General features: G+C 69.2%; 15 protein-coding genes and 1 riboswitch. Of the genes, 7 read left to right on the top strand and 8 right to left on the bottom strand.

Features of this window, described 5'->3' with window-relative positions; translation table 11 throughout:
* Positions 1-76 precede the first annotated feature (76 nt).
* The 7 genes from G6N46_RS02705 to G6N46_RS02675 all read left to right on the top strand — a co-directional run bounded on the left by G6N46_RS02705 (position 77) and on the right by G6N46_RS02675 (position 10619).
* On the top strand, positions 77-1438 hold the full coding sequence (locus G6N46_RS02705; RefSeq protein ID WP_135355717.1) for a hemolysin family protein: 1362 nt from the start codon (positions 77-79) through the stop codon (positions 1436-1438).
* Complete coding sequence (locus tag G6N46_RS02700) at positions 1431-2480, top strand: hemolysin family protein (protein ID WP_135355716.1); 1050 nt, start codon at positions 1431-1433, stop codon at positions 2478-2480. Before G6N46_RS02705 ends, G6N46_RS02700 begins: the two co-directional genes overlap by 8 nt.
* Positions 2473-3375, top strand: a complete 903-nt coding sequence (locus tag G6N46_RS02695; protein WP_407665072.1) for a 3-methyladenine DNA glycosylase — start codon at positions 2473-2475, stop codon at positions 3373-3375. The genes G6N46_RS02700 and G6N46_RS02695 overlap by 8 nt, the downstream gene beginning before the upstream one ends.
* Positions 3372-4739 (top strand): lipase family protein, encoded by a 1368-nt coding sequence (locus G6N46_RS02690; RefSeq protein WP_135355714.1) that lies wholly within the window; start codon positions 3372-3374, stop codon positions 4737-4739. The genes G6N46_RS02695 and G6N46_RS02690 overlap by 4 nt, the downstream gene beginning before the upstream one ends.
* Entirely contained in the window at positions 4736-6091 is a 1356-nt protein-coding gene (locus tag G6N46_RS02685) for an alpha/beta hydrolase (protein ID WP_138249413.1), read from the top strand. The genes G6N46_RS02690 and G6N46_RS02685 overlap by 4 nt, the downstream gene beginning before the upstream one ends.
* Positions 6092-6192: 101 nt before the next feature.
* Entirely contained in the window at positions 6193-8406 is a 2214-nt protein-coding gene (locus G6N46_RS02680) for a malate synthase G (RefSeq protein WP_138249414.1), read from the top strand.
* A gap of 98 nt (positions 8407-8504) precedes the next feature.
* Positions 8505-10619 (top strand): VWA domain-containing protein, encoded by a 2115-nt coding sequence (locus G6N46_RS02675; protein WP_138249415.1) that lies wholly within the window; start codon positions 8505-8507, stop codon positions 10617-10619.
* Between the two features lie 108 nt (positions 10620-10727).
* On the opposite strand, the gene gcvP is transcribed toward G6N46_RS02675, so the two are convergent.
* The 8 genes from gcvP to G6N46_RS02635 form a co-directional block, all read right to left on the bottom strand.
* Positions 10728-13598 carry an aminomethyl-transferring glycine dehydrogenase gene (gene gcvP / locus G6N46_RS02670; protein ID WP_138249416.1) on the bottom strand — a complete coding sequence of 957 codons (2871 nt, stop codon included), beginning with the start codon at positions 13596-13598 and terminating at the stop codon, positions 10728-10730.
* Positions 13599-13727: 129 nt separating this feature from the next.
* A riboswitch (glycine riboswitch) is annotated at positions 13728-13825 on the bottom strand.
* 101 nt (positions 13826-13926) lie between these two features.
* Positions 13927-14553, bottom strand: coding sequence for a MerR family transcriptional regulator (locus tag G6N46_RS02665; protein WP_020100160.1), 627 nt, complete (start codon positions 14551-14553; stop codon positions 13927-13929).
* Between the two features lie 243 nt (positions 14554-14796).
* Positions 14797-15291 (bottom strand): bifunctional nuclease family protein, encoded by a 495-nt coding sequence (locus G6N46_RS02660; protein WP_061002591.1) that lies wholly within the window; start codon positions 15289-15291, stop codon positions 14797-14799.
* A gap of 52 nt (positions 15292-15343) precedes the next feature.
* Positions 15344-16078, bottom strand: coding sequence for a transcriptional regulator FtsR (gene ftsR / locus G6N46_RS02655; RefSeq protein WP_061002590.1), 735 nt, complete (start codon positions 16076-16078; stop codon positions 15344-15346).
* Positions 16079-16093: 15 nt separating this feature from the next.
* Positions 16094-16570, bottom strand: a complete 477-nt coding sequence (garA, locus tag G6N46_RS02650) for a glycogen accumulation regulator GarA (RefSeq protein ID WP_020100157.1) — start codon at positions 16568-16570, stop codon at positions 16094-16096.
* Positions 16571-16770: 200 nt separating this feature from the next.
* A complete protein-coding gene (gene gcvH / locus G6N46_RS02645) occupies positions 16771-17166 on the bottom strand; it encodes a glycine cleavage system protein GcvH (RefSeq protein WP_061002587.1) in 396 nt (131 codons plus the stop codon).
* A gap of 73 nt (positions 17167-17239) precedes the next feature.
* Entirely contained in the window at positions 17240-18040 is an 801-nt protein-coding gene (locus G6N46_RS02640; protein ID WP_061002585.1) for a DUF881 domain-containing protein, read from the bottom strand.
* A gap of 39 nt (positions 18041-18079) precedes the next feature.
* Entirely contained in the window at positions 18080-18412 is a 333-nt protein-coding gene (locus G6N46_RS02635; RefSeq protein WP_138249417.1) for a small basic family protein, read from the bottom strand.
* Positions 18413-18421 lie beyond the last annotated feature (9 nt).

Below are 18421 nucleotides of genomic sequence, written 5' to 3'. Positions count from 1 at the left end.
GTCCCGAGTCTATCGACTCCGAACCTCCCAGTAGCCGGCCGGGCCGTCAGCCCGGCGCCCCGAGCGGTGGTGCACGGTGACCACCGCGCTGACCATCGCGAGCCTGGCCGCGTTCATCCTGCTGACCCTCGGGACGGCGATCTTCGTCGCCGCCGAGTTCTCCCTGACCGCGCTCGAGCGCAGCACCGTCGAGGCCAACGCCCGCGACGGCGGGCGCCGCGACGGCATCGTCCGCACCGCGCACCGCAACCTGTCCTTCCAGTTGTCGGGTGCCCAGATCGGCATCTCGATCACGACGCTGATCACCGGTTATCTCGCCGAGCCCGTGGTGGCGCGGCTGCTGCACGGTCCGCTGCGCGCCGTCGGACTGCCCGAGAAGTTCACCGACGCGGTGGCCCTGACGCTCGCGTTGCTGATCGCCACGTCGGTGTCGATGGTGTTCGGCGAACTGGTGCCCAAGAACCTCGCCGTGGCCCGGCCGGTACCGACCGCACGCGCCACCGTGCCGCTGCAGTGGTTCTTCTCCCTCGTCTTCTCCCCCGTGATCAAGCTGACCAACGGCACCGCCAACTGGGTGCTGCGCCGGCTCGGGGTCGAGCCCGCCGAGGAACTCCGCTCGGCGCGGTCCGCGCAGGAGCTGCTGGCGCTCGTGCGCAACTCCGCCGAGAGCGGATCACTGGACCCGCAGACGGCCGAATTGATCGACCGCTCCCTGCAATTCGGCGGCCGCACCGCCGAGGAGCTGATGACGCCGCGGTCCATGATCGAGTCGCTGGAGGTCACCGACACCGTCGCCGACCTCATCGAGACGGCCATCCGCACCGGGTTCTCGCGCTTCCCGATCGTCGCCGGCGACCTCGACGAGACCGTCGGCATCGTGCACGTCAAACAGGTCTTCGCGATACCCGTCGAGCTGCGGGCCGGCACCCGGCTGGCGCAGCTGGCCCGGCCCGTCCCGACGGTGCCGTCGACCCTCGACGGTGATGCGGTGATGACCCAGATCCGGGCCAACGGCGTCCAGACCGCACTGGTGGTCGACGAATACGGCGGCACCGCCGGCATGGTCACCGTCGAGGACCTCATCGAGGAGATCGTCGGCGACGTCCGCGACGAACACGACGACGCCACCCCCGACGTCGTCGAGGTGCGCGACGGCTGGCTGGTGTCCGGTCTGATGCGCATCGACGAGGTCGACACCGAAACCCCGTTCCGCGCGCCCGAAGGCGACTACGAGACCATCGGCGGCCTGGTGCTCAAGGAGCTCGGCCACATCCCGGACGTCGGCGACACCGTCGTCCTGACCGAATTCGACCCGGACAATCCCGAACTGGACCCGGTGCACTGGAAGGCCACCGTGATCCGGATGGACGGCCGGCGCATCGACCAGCTCGAACTCACCGAGCTGGGCGCCGAGGAGTCGGGAGCCGACCATGAATGACGTCCTCGGCATCCTGCTGACCATGGTGCTGCTGGGCGCCAACGCGTTCTTCGTGGGCGCCGAGTTCGCGCTCATCTCGGCGCGGCGCGACCGGTTGCAGGCGCTGGCCGAACAGGGCAAGCGCAGCGCGGTCACCGTGCTCCGGGCAGGTGAGCGACTGTCGATGATGCTGGCCGGCGCTCAGCTCGGCATCACCATCTGCTCGATCCTGCTGGGCCGCGTCGGTGAACCGGCCGTCGCGCACCTGCTCGAGGAGCCCTTCGACGCGGTCGGCGTGCCCGACACGGTGCTGCACACGGTGTCGTTCGGCGTCTCCCTGGCGATCGTGGTGACAGTGCACGTACTGCTGGGCGAGATGGTGCCCAAGAACATCGCCATCGCCGGGCCCGAGAAGGCCGCGATGCTGCTGATCCCGCCGTATCTGGTCTACATGAGCATCGCCCGGCCGTTCGTCATCTTCTACAACTGGTGCGCCAACAGCACGCTGCGCCTGCTCGGGGTGGAGCCCAAGGACGAACTGGACGTCACGGTCTCGTCGGTCGAACTGTCCGAGATGCTCACCGAGTCGCTGTCGGAGGGGCTGCTCGACGCCGAGGAACACGTCCGGCTCAAGCGCGCGCTGGACATCCGGACCCGGACGGTCAAGGACGTCGCGATACCGCTGCAGGACATCCGCGCGGTGCCGATCGCCGCGCCCGGTACCGGCCCGACGGTGGGTGCGGTGGCCCAGGCACTGCGCGAGACCGGCTACTCCCGGTTCCCGGTCACCGACGGGCACAGCGCCTACCTCGGCTACCTGCACATCAAGGACGTGCTGCCGTGCATGGACGACAACGACGCGGTGCTCGACCGGTCCATGGTGCGCCCGCTGCCCATGGTGGCCTCGACGCTGCCGGTGGCCGACGCGCTGTCGTGGCTGCGCCGCAACAACAGTCACCTGTCGCTGGTGACGACCGACGGCTACGTCACCGCGATGGTGGCGCTGGAAGACCTGGTCGAAGACCTCGTCGGCGTGGTGCGTGACGGTACCCACCGTGTCTGACACGGTGTGCGCGCCACTTCGGGTCCTGGGCGAGGACGACTGGGCACCGCAAGAACAGCGCTACCTCGACCGCGTCGACGCCTTCCTGGCGCCACACGAGCGACGGATGCGGGCCGGCGAGCCGCACCCGGTGTGGGACTTCCTGTTCACGTACTACAGCCTCAAACCCCGGCAGCTGCGACGCTGGCACCCGGGTTTCGGCCGAGCGCTGACCGGCCCCGGCGCGCTGCGATTCGCCGACCGGGCCGGGTACGGCGGGCGCGGCGACGCCGTGACGGTGACGCCCGAGTACCTCGCCACCCGCCGCGAGACCGTCGGGTTCGTCGCCGACCTGTTGGCTGCGACGGCCGCGCGCCCGGCGCGGCTGAACTGTTTCGGCCTGCACGAATGGGCCATGGTGTACCGCGCTCCCGAGGTACGGCACGCGCAGGTGCCGCTGCGGCTGAGCGCGGCGGACACCGATGCCGTTGTCGAGTCGATGCCGTTGCGGTGCAGCCATTTCGACGCCTTCCGGTTCTTCACCGACGCCGCTGTTCCACGGAACGCAGATGCCCTGACGCGACACGCCCAAACGGCCACCGAGCAGCCGGGCTGTGTGCACGCGAACATGGATCTGTACAAATGGAGCTACAAGCTCGGACCTTTGCTGGAGTCGAATCTGTTGATGGATTGCCTTGACCTCGCGGCGGACGCACGCGTCCTCGACATGCAGGCCAGCCCGTACGACCTGAGCGACTACGGCATCGAGCCCATCGCCATCGAGGACCCCGCGGGCCGCGCCGAGTATGTGCGCCGTCAGCAGGACATCGCCAATCTCGCTGTGCCGCTGCGGGACTCGCTACTGGCCGCGTGCCGGACATTGCTCGAATACGACACCGACGGCGGCCTGCTGTGACGGCCCGGCGGATGCTGCGCATCGCGGCCGCGGCCCTGGCTGCCGTGCTGACCGTCGCCGGCTGCTCCGACGAGGCGCCCGGGCGCGGCACGCAGCGCAGCGGTCAGGTGTTGCCGGGCGACTACAGCGGCGCCGGCCCCGGCACGCTCGTCGCCGCGCAGCCGCTGACGACCGTCGACCCCGAACTGGCCGGGCTGACCGCCATCTCCGCGCGGATCACCTACGTCTCCACGTCGGGCATCAACGACAGTCACCCGAAGGTGACGGGCTCGGTGTTCCTGCCGAAGGGCCAGCCGCCCGAGGGCGGCTGGCGCATCATCGCGCTCGCCAACCCGGGCAGCGGCATCAAGTCCGACTGCGCGCCGTCGTCGTCGCCGAGCCTGCTGGGCCTGCTGCCGACCGTGCGGCTCATGGTCGGCGCCGGCTACCTCGTGGCGATCACCGACTATCAGGGCATCGGCCTCGACGAGACCTATCACCCGTATCTGGACTCCACGACCGAGGGCTTCAACCTGATCGACCTGGCGCGGGCGACGCGCAAACTGGTCTCTGCCGCGTCGACCAACTGGGTCGCGGTGGGCACCGGGCAGGGCGGACAGGCGGCCTGGGCGGCCGCCGAGCTGGCCACCGACTACGGCGGCGGCCTCCGTCCGCAGGGTGCCGTCGCGCTGGCCCCGACCGCGGCGCTGGAATGGCTGGCCGACGCGTCGGCCGGCGGGAACCTGAACCGCGACCAGCAGCTGATGCTGCAGCAGTACCTCGCGATCATGCCGCAGGCCTACCCCGGATTCCCCATCGAGGACTACCGCCGCGGCGCCGCCCGCGACCACTGGGACACGCTGTCGGCCTGCCGCGGCCCGGCGGTCGCCGACCGCACCGGCGTACTGGATTCGCTGGGGCCGAACGACCTCGGCCCGACGACACCGGCCGCGGCCGATGCGTTGCGCGGTTATCTGCGCAAGGCGACGCTGCCGCAGGCGCCGGCCGCCGCGCCGATGCTGATCACCCCGGGAGCACCCGACGGGCTGGTGCCGCCGGAACAGACCGCGGCGGCCGTCGAACGAGCCTGCGCCATGGGCGACGTCATCGACTACGTCCAGCCCGACGAAGCCGACGCGCTGGGCTGGATCACCGACCGGTTCAACGGGGTGCCCGCGCCGAACACCTGCCCCGGCGCGACCCCGACGTCGACCACACCGACGTCGACGGCCAGTTCGCACTCCGACGACACCGACACCGAGCAGTCGGGCTCGGGCAGCGAAGAGGTGACCTCGACCGCCGAACAGACCGCGGGCGAGACCGAGGCGCCGCATCATCAGCAGCCCGCGCCCCCGCCGCCGGCGGACCTCGGGGACGCCGAATGAACATCGGCCTGCTCGACGGCTGGCTGCCGACCCTGATCCAGGTGGTGACGGTGCTGGCGCTCGTCGTCGCCGTCGGGCGGCGGTCTCCGCGCTGGCTGCGGCTGTGGCTCCCGGTGGCCGTCGGTACCGGTGTCGTCCTGGCGCTCGCGTGCAGCTGGTTCATCTCCGACCAGGGCCTCGCGGGCGGGCCGGCCCCGACATCCCTGTGGGTGTGGATCGTGCTGACCGGGGTGGCACTCGTCGTGGCCGTCGCGGGGTGGCCTGGCCTGCACTGGTGGCGCCGGGCGGTGGCCGTCGCCGTGGTGCCGCTGTGCGCCGTGTGCGCGGGCCTGGCGGTGAACACGTGGACCGGCTACCTGCCGACGGTCGAGGCCCTGTGGCAGCGCGCCACCGGCGCCGAGTTGCGCGGCGAGATCGACCTGGAGACCGCACTGAACATGCGCCGCTCCGGCGAACATCCGGACCGCGGTGTCCTCGTGTCGGTGCAGATCCCCACCACCGCGTCGGGCTTCCGTGCCCGTCCGGAGCTGGTCTACCTGCCGCCCGCCTGGTTCGCCAAGGACGCCCCGCAGCTGCCGGCGGTGGTCATGGTGGGCGGCGAGTTCGGGTGGCCTGCCGACTGGCCGACGGCGGGCGGCGCCCAGCGCACCGCCGACGATTTCGCGGCCGCCCACGGCGGCAACGCGCCGATCCTGGTTTTCGTCGACACCAGCGGCCAGTTCTCCAACGACACCGAATGCGTCAACGGGCCCCGCGGTATGGCCGCCGATCATCTCACCAAAGATGTTGTGCCGTTTGTCACTTCGACGTTCTCGGCAAGCCCGGACCCGTCGCGGTGGGGCATCGTCGGCTGGTCCGCCGGCGGCACGTGCGCGGTGATGACCACGGTCGTGCACCCCGAGCTGTTCCAGACCTTCGTCGACATGGACGGCCAGGTCGGGCCCAACGCCGGCTCGGAACCTCAGACCATCGCGCGGCTGTTCGGCGGTGACGCGGCGGCATTCGCCCATTTCGATCCGGCGACCGTGGTGCGGGCGCACGGCCCGTACACCGGCGTCGCCGGCTGGTTCGCGGTGTCGGAGAACGGGCCGGTGGTGTATCAACCCGCACAGGCCGGCGCGCCGACGAATGTGCAGCCGCCGGACAATCCGGAAAGCCACACCGCCGTCGCCACCTACATGTGCGCGTTGGTGAGCGCCGCCGGTATCGAGTGCTCGGTGGTCCCGCACGGCGGTGACCACACGTTCCCCAGTGCCGCAGAGGTATTCGCGGCGGCCCTGCCGTGGCTGGCCGGACGCCTGCACACGCCCGGTGTCCCGGCCATCGGTTTGCCCGGCTCGGCACCGCAATGACGGTGTGACCGGGTTCTCATTGGCCGACACACCGGTGAGCTGCGGTTACCCACGGGTAAAGTGGATGGTCGCCGTGTGGGCTGCTTAGGAGGAAGAAGAAAATGACTGATCGTGTGACGGTGGGAAATCTGCGGGTGGCCCGCGTACTGCACGACTTCATCACCAACGAGGCTCTCCCCGGCACCGGGGTCGATCCGGACAGCTTCTGGGCGGGTGTCGACAAGGTCGTCACCGACCTGACCCCGAAGAACCAGGAGCTGCTGGCCCGCCGCGACGATCTGCAGGCGCAGATCGACAAGTGGCACCGGGCCCGGGTCATCGATCCCGTCGACACCGATGAGTTCAAGAACTCCTACGAGGAATTCCTCACCGAGATCGGCTACCTGCAGCCGGAGCCGGGCGAGTTCTGCATCCGGACCTCGGGCGTGGACCCGGAGATCACCAGCACCGCGGGACCGCAGCTGGTCGTGCCGATCCTGAACGCCCGGTTCGCGCTCAACGCCGCCAACGCCCGCTGGGGCTCGCTGTACGACGCGCTGTACGGCACCGACGTCATCTCCGACGAGGGCGGCGCCGAGGCCGGCAAGGGCGGCTACAACAAGGTGCGCGGCGACAAGGTGATCGCCTACGCCCGCGGCTTCCTGGACGAGGCCGTCCCGCTGGCGTCCGGCTCGTGGGCCGACATCACCGGTCTGAAGATCGATGACGAGCACCAGCTGGTCGCCGAGCTCGGCGACGGACTGTCGACCGGCCTCGCCAACCCCGAAGAGTTCGTCGGCTACACCGGCAAGCTCGGCGACTCGGCGTGGTCGGTGCTGCTGGTCCACCACGGCCTGCACATCGAGATTCTGGTCGACCCGTCGTCGCCCATCGGCTCGACCGACAAGGCCGGCATCAAGGACGTCGTGCTGGAGTCCGCGATCACCACGATCATGGACTTCGAGGACTCCGTCGCGGCCGTCGACGCCGACGACAAGGTGCTGGGCTACCGCAACTGGCTGGGCCTGAACAAGGGCGACCTGACCGAAGAGGTGAGCAAGGGCGGCAAGACCTTCACCCGCACCCTGAACCCGGACCGCGTCTTCACCACGCCCGACGGCGAGGGCGAACTGGTCCTGCCGGGTCGCAGCCTGCTGTTCGTCCGCAACGTCGGTCACCTGATGACCAACGACGCCATCGTGGACGCCGACGGCAACGAAATCCCCGAGGGCATCCAGGACGCGCTGTTCACCAGCCTGATCGCCATGCACGGCCTGAAGTCGTCCGAGGAGAACGGCGAGCTGACCAACAGCCGCACCGGCTCCATCTACATCGTGAAGCCCAAGATGCACGGCCCCGAAGAGGTCGCGTTCACCTGCGAGCTCTTCAGCCGTGTCGAGGACGTCCTTGGCCTGCCCGCGGCCACCATCAAGGTCGGCATCATGGACGAGGAGCGCCGCACCACGGTGAACCTCAACGCTTGTATCAAGGCCGCCGCCGACCGCGTGGTGTTCATCAACACCGGCTTCCTGGACCGCACCGGCGACGAGATCCACACCTCGATGGAGGCGGGCCCGATGGTCCGCAAGGGCGCCATGAAGTCCCAGACCTGGATCAAGGCCTACGAGGACGCCAACGTCGACGCCGGTCTGGCCGACGGCCTCGCCGGCCGCGCCCAGATCGGTAAGGGCATGTGGGCCATGACCGACCTGATGGCCGAGATGGTCAAGCAGAAGATCTCGCAGCCGCAGGCCGGTGCCACCACCGCGTGGGTGCCGTCGCCCACCGGCGCCACCCTGCACGCCATGCACTACCACCAGGTCGACGTGCGCGAGGTGCAGGAAGAGCTGGCCGGCAAGAAGCGCACCACCCGCGCCGAACTGCTGACCATCCCGCTGGCCAAGGAACTGGCCTGGGCGCCCGAAGAGATCCACGAAGAGGTCGACAACAACTGCCAGTCGATCCTCGGCTACGTCGTGCGCTGGATCGACCAGGGTGTCGGCTGCTCCAAGGTGCCGGACATCCACAACATCGCCCTCATGGAGGACCGCGCGACGCTGCGCATCTCCAGCCAGCTGCTGGCGAACTGGCTGCGGCACGGCGTCATCACCGAGGACGACGTGAAGGCGAGCCTGCGCCGCATGGCCGCGGTGGTCGACGAGCAGAACGCGGGCGATCCGGCGTACCTGCCGATGGCCCCGGACCCGGAGGGCAGCATCGCCTTCCAGGCCGCGCAGGAGCTGATCCTCGAGGGTTGCGCACAGCCCAACGGTTACACCGAGCCGATCCTGCATCGGCGCCGGCGGGAGTTCAAGGCCGCACACGCCGGTTCGTGAACGGTCAACTCTCCCATCATCGTTGATTAAAATTCGGCGGGCCCGCGTCACTCGACACGGGTCCGCCGATTGCACGCCGACACCAGGAGCAGACACCAATGGGTAGGCACAGAGCTCCCGACGACGACGATTCGAACGCCGACGAGTCACGCGACGACGCGATCTCTGACTACGACGCGTTGTCGCCGGACATCCCGGAAGCCGACGACACCGCGACCGGCGCGATGGGATTCCGGGTGCCGGACGACTGGGCCGAGATGCATGGGATGTCTGCTGCCGACACCCCGCGTGCTGCGACCCCATCCCCCGCCACGCCGCCGGCCGACAACGGCGATCGGTACGAGACCGACGAGCCCAACGCCGACTACGGCGAACCCGATTACTCGGACCAGCCCGACCTCACCGGCGCCGACAGCATCACGCAGGCGTTCCCGTCCGTCCCGCGCCGGGCTTCGGTCCGCTCGCACGGCGGCGACTGGGAGGGTGGTGAATGGACCGGCAGCCACCGGGCCATCCAGACCAAGCGCCGCGGCGTCAGCGTCGGCGTCATCGCCGCGCTCGTGACCGTCGTGGTCGTCGTCGCCGCGGTGATCCTGTGGCGATTCTTCGGCAGCGTGTTGTCCGACCGCAGCCGCGAGGCCTCGGCGCGGTGCGTGTCCGGCTCGGTCAGCGTCCCCGTGCTGGCCGACCCGTCGATCTCCGACGCGCTCAACTCGCTGGCGGGCAAGTACAGCCAGTCCGCCGCACCCATCGGCGACAAGTGCGTCAAGGTCGAGGTCAAGGCGAGCGATCCGACCACCGTCGTCGACGGCGTGGTGAACAAGTGGCCGTCGAACCTCGGGCCCCGGCCCGCGTTGTGGATTCCGGCCAGCTCGGTGTCGGCAGCCCGGCTGGTGGCCGGCGCCGGTGAGCAGGCGGTCAGCGGTGACGCCAAGTCGCTGGCGACCTCGCCAGTGCTGTTGGCGGTCCGGCCGCAGCTCAAAGATGCGCTGTCACAGCAGAATTGGGGCACGCTGCCGGCCCTGCAGACGACGCCGACGGCGCTGGACGGCCTGAGCCTGCCCGGCTGGGGTTCGCTGCGGCTCGCCGTGCCGACCGCCGACAACAGTGACGCGGCGTATCTGGCCGCCGAGGCCGTCGCCGCCGCGGCGGCCGATGGTGGTCCGGTCAACGCCGGTGCCGGTGCGGTACACCGGTTGACGGCCGCGCAGCCGAAGCTCGCGGACCCGAAGGCCTCTACGGCGCTGGACGCGCTGATCTCCGCGAGTGACCCGGCCACGGCGCCGGTGCACGCGGTCGTCACCACCGAACAGCAGCTCTACCAGCGGTCGCAACACACCGACAACGCCAAGGGCAAGCTGGCGGCCTGGCTGCCACCCGGCGCGCCGGCGGTCGCCGACTACCCGGCCGTGCTGCTCGCCGGCGAGGGCCTGTCGCACGAGGCGGTCACCGCGGCCAGCGAGTTCGAACGCTTCCTGCGCAAGCCCGAACAGCTCGCCGAGCTGTCCAAGGCCGGCTTCCGCGTCGACGGCGGCAATCCCCCGAAGAACGACGTGGTGAACCTCGGCTCCCTGCCCGACGCCCTGTCGGTCGGCGACACGGGCACGCGCGCCACGCTGGCCAATGCCGTCGGCGGCACGTCGAAGGCCGCCGCCGTGACGATCATGCTGGACCAGTCGATGCCGACCAGCGACGGCGCCAAGACCCGGCTCGGCAATGTGACCACAGCGCTCATGGACCGGCTCAAGGCGATGTCGCCGAACAGCTCGGTGGGGCTGTGGACGTTCGACGGGGTGTCGGGCCGCAACGAGATTCCGGCGGCTCCGCTGAGCGACCAGGCGCATGCGTCGCAGCTGATCTCGAACCTGAACAACCAGAGCTCGTCGGGCGGCGGTCACGTCTCGTTCACGACGCTGCGCATGCTCTACGGCGACGCGATCTCGAAATACGTCGACGGCCAGGCGAATTCGATCCTGCTGATCACGTCCGGCCCGCACACCGACCAGTCACTGGACGGCCAGGGCCTGCAGGACTACATCAAGTCGGCGTTCGATCCGGCCCGCCCGGTGGCGGTCAACGTCATCGACATCGGTGGCGACTCGGACGGCTCGACGTGGCAGGCCGTCGCGCAGCTCACCGGCGGCACATTCACCGGCATGCCGACCTCGGTGACGCCGGAACTGGCCAACGCCGTCGCCGCTGCCCTGCCCTAGCTGGTTCCTTTTCGCGAGCGGCCGTGTCTGTACGCGACACGCCGCTGCGTACGTACAAAAACGTCCCGCTCAGAAGCTCTGAGCGGGACGTTTTTGCACAGACCGTGACTAGGCGAAAGCCTCGATCGGCGGGCAGGAGCAGACGAGGTTGCGGTCACCGAACGCGCCGTCGATGCGGCGCACGGGCGGCCACACCTTCGGCCGGAAGCCCTTGCCCAGCGGGTAGGCGGCATGCTCGCGGGTGTACGGGTGCTTCCACTCGTCGACCAGCAGGCACTCGGCGGTGTGCGGCGCGTTGTGCAGCGGGTTGTCGTCCGCCGGCCACTCACCGGAACCGACCTGGTCGATCTCGGCCTTGATCGCGATCATCGCGGCGATGAAGGCGTCGACCTCGGTGAGGCTCTCGCTCTCGGTGGGCTCGACCATCAGCGTGCCGGCCACCGGGAAGCTCATGGTCGGCGCGTGGAAACCGTAGTCCGCCAAGCGCTTTGCCACGTCGTCGACGGTGACGCCGGTGGCCTTGGTGATGGCCCGCAGGTCCAGGATGCACTCGTGGGCGACCATGCCGTTCTCGCCGGTGTACAGCACCGGGTAGTGCTCGTCGAGGCGGCGTGCAATGTAGTTGGCCGAGGCGATCGCGGTCAGCGTGGCCGCGCGCAGGCCCGCCGCGCCCATCATCCGGATGTATGCCCACGTGATCGGCAGGATCGACGCCGAGCCGTACGGCGCCGCCGACACGGTGTGATCGTCGGCGAGTTCGGCGGCCAACGGGTGGCCGGGCAGGTACGGCGCGAGGTGCGAGCGCACGGCCACCGGGCCGACGCCCGGACCGCCACCGCCGTGCGGGATGCAGAACGTCTTGTGCAGGTTCAGGTGGCTGACGTCGCCGCCGAACTTGCCGGGCCGGGCCAGCCCGACGATCGCGTTGAGGTTGGCACCGTCGACGTACACCTGACCGCCGGCGTCGTGCACCGCGGCGCAGATGTCGGCGACGTCGTGCTCGTAGACCCCATGCGTGGACGGGTAGGTGATCATCAGCGCGGCGAGGTCACTGGCGTGCTCGGCGACCTTGGCGCGCAGATCGTCCAGGTCGACGTCACCGTTCTCCCGGCACGCCACGACGACGACCTTCATGCCGACCATGGCGGCCGACGCGGCGTTGGTGCCGTGCGCGCTCGACGGGATCAGGCAGATGTTGCGGCCGGCTTCGCCGCGGGCCTCGTGGTAGGCGCGGATGGCCAGCAGACCGGCGTACTCCCCCTGCGAGCCGGCGTTGGGCTGCAGCGACACCAAGTCGTAGCCGGTGATGCTGACCAGCCAGGACTCGACGTCAGCGATCAGCTTGCGCAGGCCCGGGGTGTCCGAGGCCGGGGCGAACGGATGCTGCTGCGCGAACTCGGTCCAGGTGATGGGTTCCATCTCGGCGGCCGCGTTGAGCTTCATGGTGCATGAGCCCAGCGGGATCATGCTGCGGTCCAGCGCGATGTCCTTGTCGGCGAGCGAGCGCAGGTAGCGCATCATCTCGGTCTCGGTGCGGTACCGCGAGAAGGCCGGGTGGGTGAGGAATTCCGAAGTGCGCGTATGGATTTCCGGGCCGTTCCAGTGGTGGCCGCCGCGGGTCGCGCCGAACGCCGCGAGCACCGCGTCGATGTGATCGGCGGTGGTCGCCTCGTCGCACGACACCGAGATGTGGTCGGCGTCGACCAGCCAGACGTTGATGCCGCGGTCCTTGGCGGCCGCCTGCACCTGCTCGGCCTTGCCGGGCACGCGGGCCAGGACGGTTTCGAAGAACCCGGCATGGACGACCTCGACGCCGGCCTCCTTCAGGCCCATGGCCACCGCGAGGGCGTGGCCGTGCACCCGGTGCGCAATGGCGGTCAGGCCGCGCGGCCCGTGGTAGCTGGCGTACATCGCGGCGATCACCGCGAGCAGCACCTGGGCGGTACAGATGTTGCTGGTGGCCCGGTCACGGCGGATGTGCTGTTCACGCGTCTGCAGGCTCAGCCGGTAGGCCTTGGCGCCGTCGGCGTCGACCGAGACGCCGACCAGGCGCCCGGGCAGCTGGCGGGCGTGCTTGCCGTGCACGGCCAGGTAGCCGGCGTGCGGACCGCCGAAGCCCATCGGCACCCCGAAACGCTGCGTGGTGCCGAACGCGACGTCGGCGCCGATCTCCCCGGGCGGGGTGACGAGCGTCAGCGCCAGCAGGTCGGCGCCGAGCGCGACGAGCGCGCCGCGCTCATGGGCCTGTTCGACCAGTCGACTCCAGTCATTGACGCATCCACTGGCCCCCGGCACCTGGGCGATGACGCCGAAGAACTCGCCCTCGGGCAGGCCGTCGCGCAGGTCGGCGGTGACGATCTCGATGTTCAGCGGCTCGGCGCGGGTCGCCAGCACGGCCGCCGTCTGTGGGTAGATGTCGACGTCGACGGCCAGGCGACGGCAGTCGCCCTTGACGGCGCGGTGCATCAGCGTCATGGCCTCGGCCGCGGCGGTGGCCTCGTCGAGCATGGAGGCGTTGGCGATCTCCATGCCGGTCAGGTCGGTGACCATGGTCTGGAAGTTGAGCAGGGCCTCCAGCCGGCCCTGGCTGATCTCCGGCTGGTACGGCGTGTAGGCCGTGTACCAGGCCGGGTTCTCGAGAATGTTGCGGCGCAACACGGCCGGGGTCAGGGTGTCGAAGTAACCCTGACCGATCATCGACACCGCGACGGTGTTGGTCTCGGCGAGTGCGCGCAGCTCGGCAAGCGACTGCTCTTCGGACGCCGGGGCCGGCAGCTCGTCGAGCCCGGGGGCCAGGCCGGCGCTGGACAGCGCGTCGAGAATGCCCGCGGGCAGCGCCTTGGCGGCGAGCTCTTCCAGCGAGTCGACGCCGATGACCCCGAGCATGGTGGCCACCGCGTCGGCATCCGGGCCGATGTGCCGGTCGACGAAGCGAAGCTGGTGGTGCTCAGCAGAGGAACGGGACGTGCTGTCGGTCATGACGGCCTCTCCAGACGTTGGGGCGTTCCCTCCCCCTCTGTCGTCGGTGCCTGAGAGATTCGGCCCGACAGTGGTCGGCCTTTCCCCATGGGCGGGCGAGTCGCTGCTCGCCGCTTTCCAGAGGCATCGGGCTCCGGCGCGGTCCGGGGGCCTGAGAGGTTGATGGAGAGGTATTGCTCCTTCGGCGTCCATGGCTGGCGGCCACAGAACTCTCCCGCGTCGGGACGATGCGCGCGCCAGTCTACCGGTCGGTCACCAACAGCCACGAATGGACAGCAAACGGCCCCTCTCCGCGTGGAAAGGGGCCGTTGCTCGTGCGTTGGTGGGGTCAGCCGATCTTGCGGTCACGCTGCTTGCGCCGTGATGCGAGCTCGTCCTCGGGTGCCGCGATGGACTCGCCGCCGTCGGCCCGTTCGCCCGGGAAGTCGGCGATGGCACCGGTCAGTTCACGCATGGCACCCGAGACCGCGATGCCGAACACGCCCTGACCGCCCTGCAGCAGGTCGACGACCTCTTCGGCGGACGTGCACTCGTACACCGTGGTGCCGTCCGAGAACAGCGTGATGTTGGCCAGGTCGTGGACGCCGCGCTGGCGCAGGTGGTCGACCGCGACGCGGATGTTGTGCAGCGAGATGCCGGTGTCCAGCAGCCGCTTGACGATCTTGAGGACCAGGATGTCCTTGAACGAGTACAGGCGCTGGCTGCCGGAGCCGGCGGCGCCGCGGATCGACGGGACCACCAGCGAGGTGCGGGCCCAGTAGTCGAGCTGACGGTAGGTGATGCCGGCGATCTGGCAGGCACTCGGCCCGCGGTAGCCGACCAGTTCGTCGGGAACAGACTCGTCAGGGAACAGGCCTGCCTGCACCGGCACGGGAGCCGGCGTCGGGGCGGCCTGCTCAGGCGCGCCGTTGGTCGTCAGGTCCAACTGCTCTTGACGTGGCGTCTCGTCGCCCACTGCCTGATCCTCTCGCCGATCGAACTAACCTGCCTGGCGGCCACTGCTGCTCGGCGGGCATGTCCGCTGCTCGAATGTGTCGAGCATACGCTTCCCGCCGGGCCTCTTCAGCCTGTCACCAGAACGAGGAAAGTATGTGGCGCGGATTCGTCGAATCCGCAAACGGCGCACCGAGTGTCGACACGCGCTGACCGAACTGAGATACATCCGTGACAACGGCCCCGCAGGACAGCGCGCCCCAGGCTAGGTCGCCTTGAAATCGTCCGGCGAAATGCTGTCGAGGAACTCCTTGAACTTCTCGACCTCGTCCTCGCGCACCGGGCCGGACGATTCCTCGTCAGCCTCGTCCGGGATCAGCAGACCGGCTTCGGCGAGCACCGCTTCCTCGACATAGATCGGCACGCCCATCCGCAACGCGATGGCCACCGAGTCCGACGGCCGCGCCGACACCGTGATGTCGCGGTCGAAGACCAGGTCGGCGTAGAAGGTGCCTTCCTGCAGGTCGACGATGCGCACTTCGCGCAACGAATGACCAAGCGCGGCAATCAAATCCTTGATGAGGTCGTGCGTGAGGGGCCGCGCCGGCGAGACACCCTGCTGTTCGAGCGCGATGGCCGCGGCCTCGGACTGGCCGATCCAGATCGGCAGGTACCGGTCACCGTCGGATTCGCGGAGCAGGAGCACAGGCTGGTTCTGCGGCTGTTCCACCCGAATGCCGACCACACGAACCTCGCCCATCTGCGTCTGCCCTCCGCAATCCGTGTGCCATCAACGAATTCGAGTCTAGTCCTCAGCGATCGAGAACGTCGCGCACCGCGGACTTGATCAGCGAGGTGTGCAGCGTGATGGCGAGCGCCGCGACCTCGCGGGCCAGTTCGTCGGCCCGGTCGCGAGCCCCGGCGTTGCCGGCTTTGCCGATGGGGCCGGCGATCTGGGCGATCAGGTCCGACTGCCGGTCGGCGGCGGACCGGAAGGCCCGCAGGTGCCGCGGTTCGACACCGTATTCGCCCAGCGCATGGGCGCATTGTGCGATGACCACGGCATGTTCGTCGAAGAAGCCCGCCGGGCCGGGGATGATCACGCCGCTCTTGACCAGCGCGGCCAGCAGCTCCGAGGTGATGCCCGAGCGCTGCAGCAGATCCTCCCGGCTGAGCCGGACCTGCGCGGGCGCGACGTCAGCCGGGCCGCCGGCCTGATCGCTGTCGGGATCGGGAACCAATTTCGGTACGCCGTAAGCGGATCCGTTCGACGGCAGCGCGCCGTCGGGCTGAGCGTCCAGCTGGGCCTTGATGACCTTGAGCGGCAGGTACTGATCGCGTTGCGCGGACAGGATGAACCGCAGCCGCGCACAGTCATAGGCCGTGAAACGACGGTAGCCCGACCCAGTGCGTTCGGGCGTGACCAAACCCTGTTCCTCCAGGAACCGGATCTTGGAGATGGTCACATCCGGGAAGTCTGGCCGGAGCAGATCGAACACTGCTCCGATCGACATCCCGGCCACTGCACTGCGGTCGGGCTGCGTCATGGACTGACCGCCGGTCTAACCAGCCGAGCTGTCGTCGGTCTTGGGGCCGGTCAGGAACACCAGGCGGAACTTGCCGATCTGGACCTCGTCCCCGTTGGCCAGCACCGCCGAGTCGACGGGCTCGCGGTTGACGTAGGTGCCGTTGAGGCTGCCGACGTCGACCACCTGGAACTCGCCGGACTCGAGCCGGAACTCGGCGTGGCGACGGCTCACCGTCACATCGTCGAGGAAGATGTCGCTGTCGGGATGACGGCCCGCCGAGGTGCTCGGCTGATCCAGCAGGAATCGCGAGCCGGCATTCGGCCCGCGCTTGACCACCAGCAGGGCCGAGCCCACCGGCAGTCCTTCAACTCCGGAGACGGCACTGGTGCCGCTCGTCGAAGCCGGGGCATCGAGCTCATTGAGGAAGTCCGCACGGAAGACCGACGTGGTCTCCACCGTTGCCTCCTCGGACCCGAAATCAGTCCCCGAACCGCTGTCGTTATCCGTCACGCGCTGCTCCTCTACTGGCTGCTGTGGCGCTCTTTTGCACGACCAGCCGGCAGGTGCTGCCAGCAGTCATCGATGTCGCGTAGGTCTCACTATTGACCGTACCGCGCGGCGCGGGCCAGTGTGCCCGCCACCGCCGGATCCGCCGAGCCGACTTTGGTGTCGCCGCGGCCGAACCGGACCGCAGCACCCTAACAAAAGGGTCAGTCGTCAAGGGTCGCCCGGTAGCCGTCCGCGTCGAGCAGACCGGCGAGCTGGCCGTCCAGTTCGGCCGCGTCGGCCTGGAGTTCGATGAGCCAGCCGGCGTCGTACGGATCGGAGTTGACCAGGTCGGGCGAGCCCTCCAGATCACCGTTGACCGCAACGATTTTCGCGGCGATGGGGGCGTACAGCTCCGAGGTCGTCTTGGGCGACTCGACCTCGCCGAACACGTCGCCGGCGGCCACGGTGGTACCGACCTCGGGCAGATCGACGTAGACCACGTCACCCAGCGCGCCCTGCGCGAAATCGGTGATTCCGACCCGCACGGTGCCCTCGCCGGTGCGGCGCACCCATTCGTGCTCGGTGGTGTACAGCAGATCGGCTGGCGTTTCGCTCACGACGCTCCTTGCAGTTTCAGGTCAGTGTGTTGATGGGGTACATACGATACGGCTCGACGATCAGACCCGGCGTCTACTTGACGGGCTGAGCGTATTGGCGCGGTTTCGGTTGCCGCAAGGCACTCACGTCGATCGTGTCGGCCTGTTGCACGGTCATTGTGCCGCCAACCCGTTTCACACTGTCCATCGCCCCGCCCGGGATGTTCATCGCGGCCGCCAGCGTCGGCGGATCACCAATGGCGAGAATGGAATACGGCGGGTTCATGGTCACGTTGTCGACCACCAGCGCGCCCGCGGTGCCGGTCACCCAGGTGTCGACACCGACCCGCACCGCGGTCTGCTGGTCACCGCCGCCGGACCGGATTTCGATGGCCTCGGCACCGGCTGCGCGCAGCTCGTTGATGACGTCGAGCAAGGTCTCCGGCGACACGCCGGGCGCGATGTCCTGGATGGTGATGGTGACGCCCGGGCCGGTGGCCGCGACCGTGCCGATCAGGATCGACAGGGCCCGCAGCCGCGCCTGCGCGTTCTCGATGGCGGCCTGATCACTGTTGCCCGACGCCTGCAGCGACGACAGCGTCTTCTGCAGGTCGGCCACCTCGGTGTTGAGGGACGCCTCGCGCTGCTGCAGCGAGTCGAGCAGCACCAGCAGGTCGGCGGGCCGCGCGGTGTCAAGGGCGTCGCCCGATTCGGTCTGACGCACCTGCGTCGCGATGGCCACCCCGAGCAGGGCGCACAGCAGCACGGCCAGCGCGCCGAACATCAACTGCGAGCGGGTGCGCGGCAGCCGCGCCGGGACGCCGTCGGGCAGCTCGTGGCGCCCGTGGTGTTCCTCGTCCGCGTGGTGCTCGTTCGCGTGCTGTTCGTCAGCCATACTGTCGTTTTCCCCGTCGCTCCGCTCGCCCCAGCACCGTCACGCCCCGAACAACCTGCGGCGCAGCGCCGCAGCGTTGCCGAAGATGCGGATACCGAGCACCACGATGATCGCGGTGGACAGCTGCGTGCCCACGCCCAGTTGGTCGCCCACGTACACGATCACCGCGGCGACCAGGACGTTGAAGACGAACGAGATCACGAAGACCTTCGCATCGAATATGCGCTCCAGGTAGGCCCGCAATCCCCCGAACACCGCGTCCAGCGCCGCCACCACGGCGATCGGCAGATACGGCTGGACGGCTTCGGGCACGCTCGGGTGGAAGATCAATCCCACCACGATGCCGACCACCAGTGCCGCGATCCCGCTCATGTACCCCTG

This window comes from Mycolicibacterium phocaicum (assembly GCF_010731115.1).
Lineage (GTDB): Bacteria > Actinomycetota > Actinomycetes > Mycobacteriales > Mycobacteriaceae > Mycobacterium > Mycobacterium phocaicum.
The sequence above is the reverse complement of the archived record's forward strand: the minus strand, read 5'-3'. Positions and strand labels throughout refer to the sequence as shown.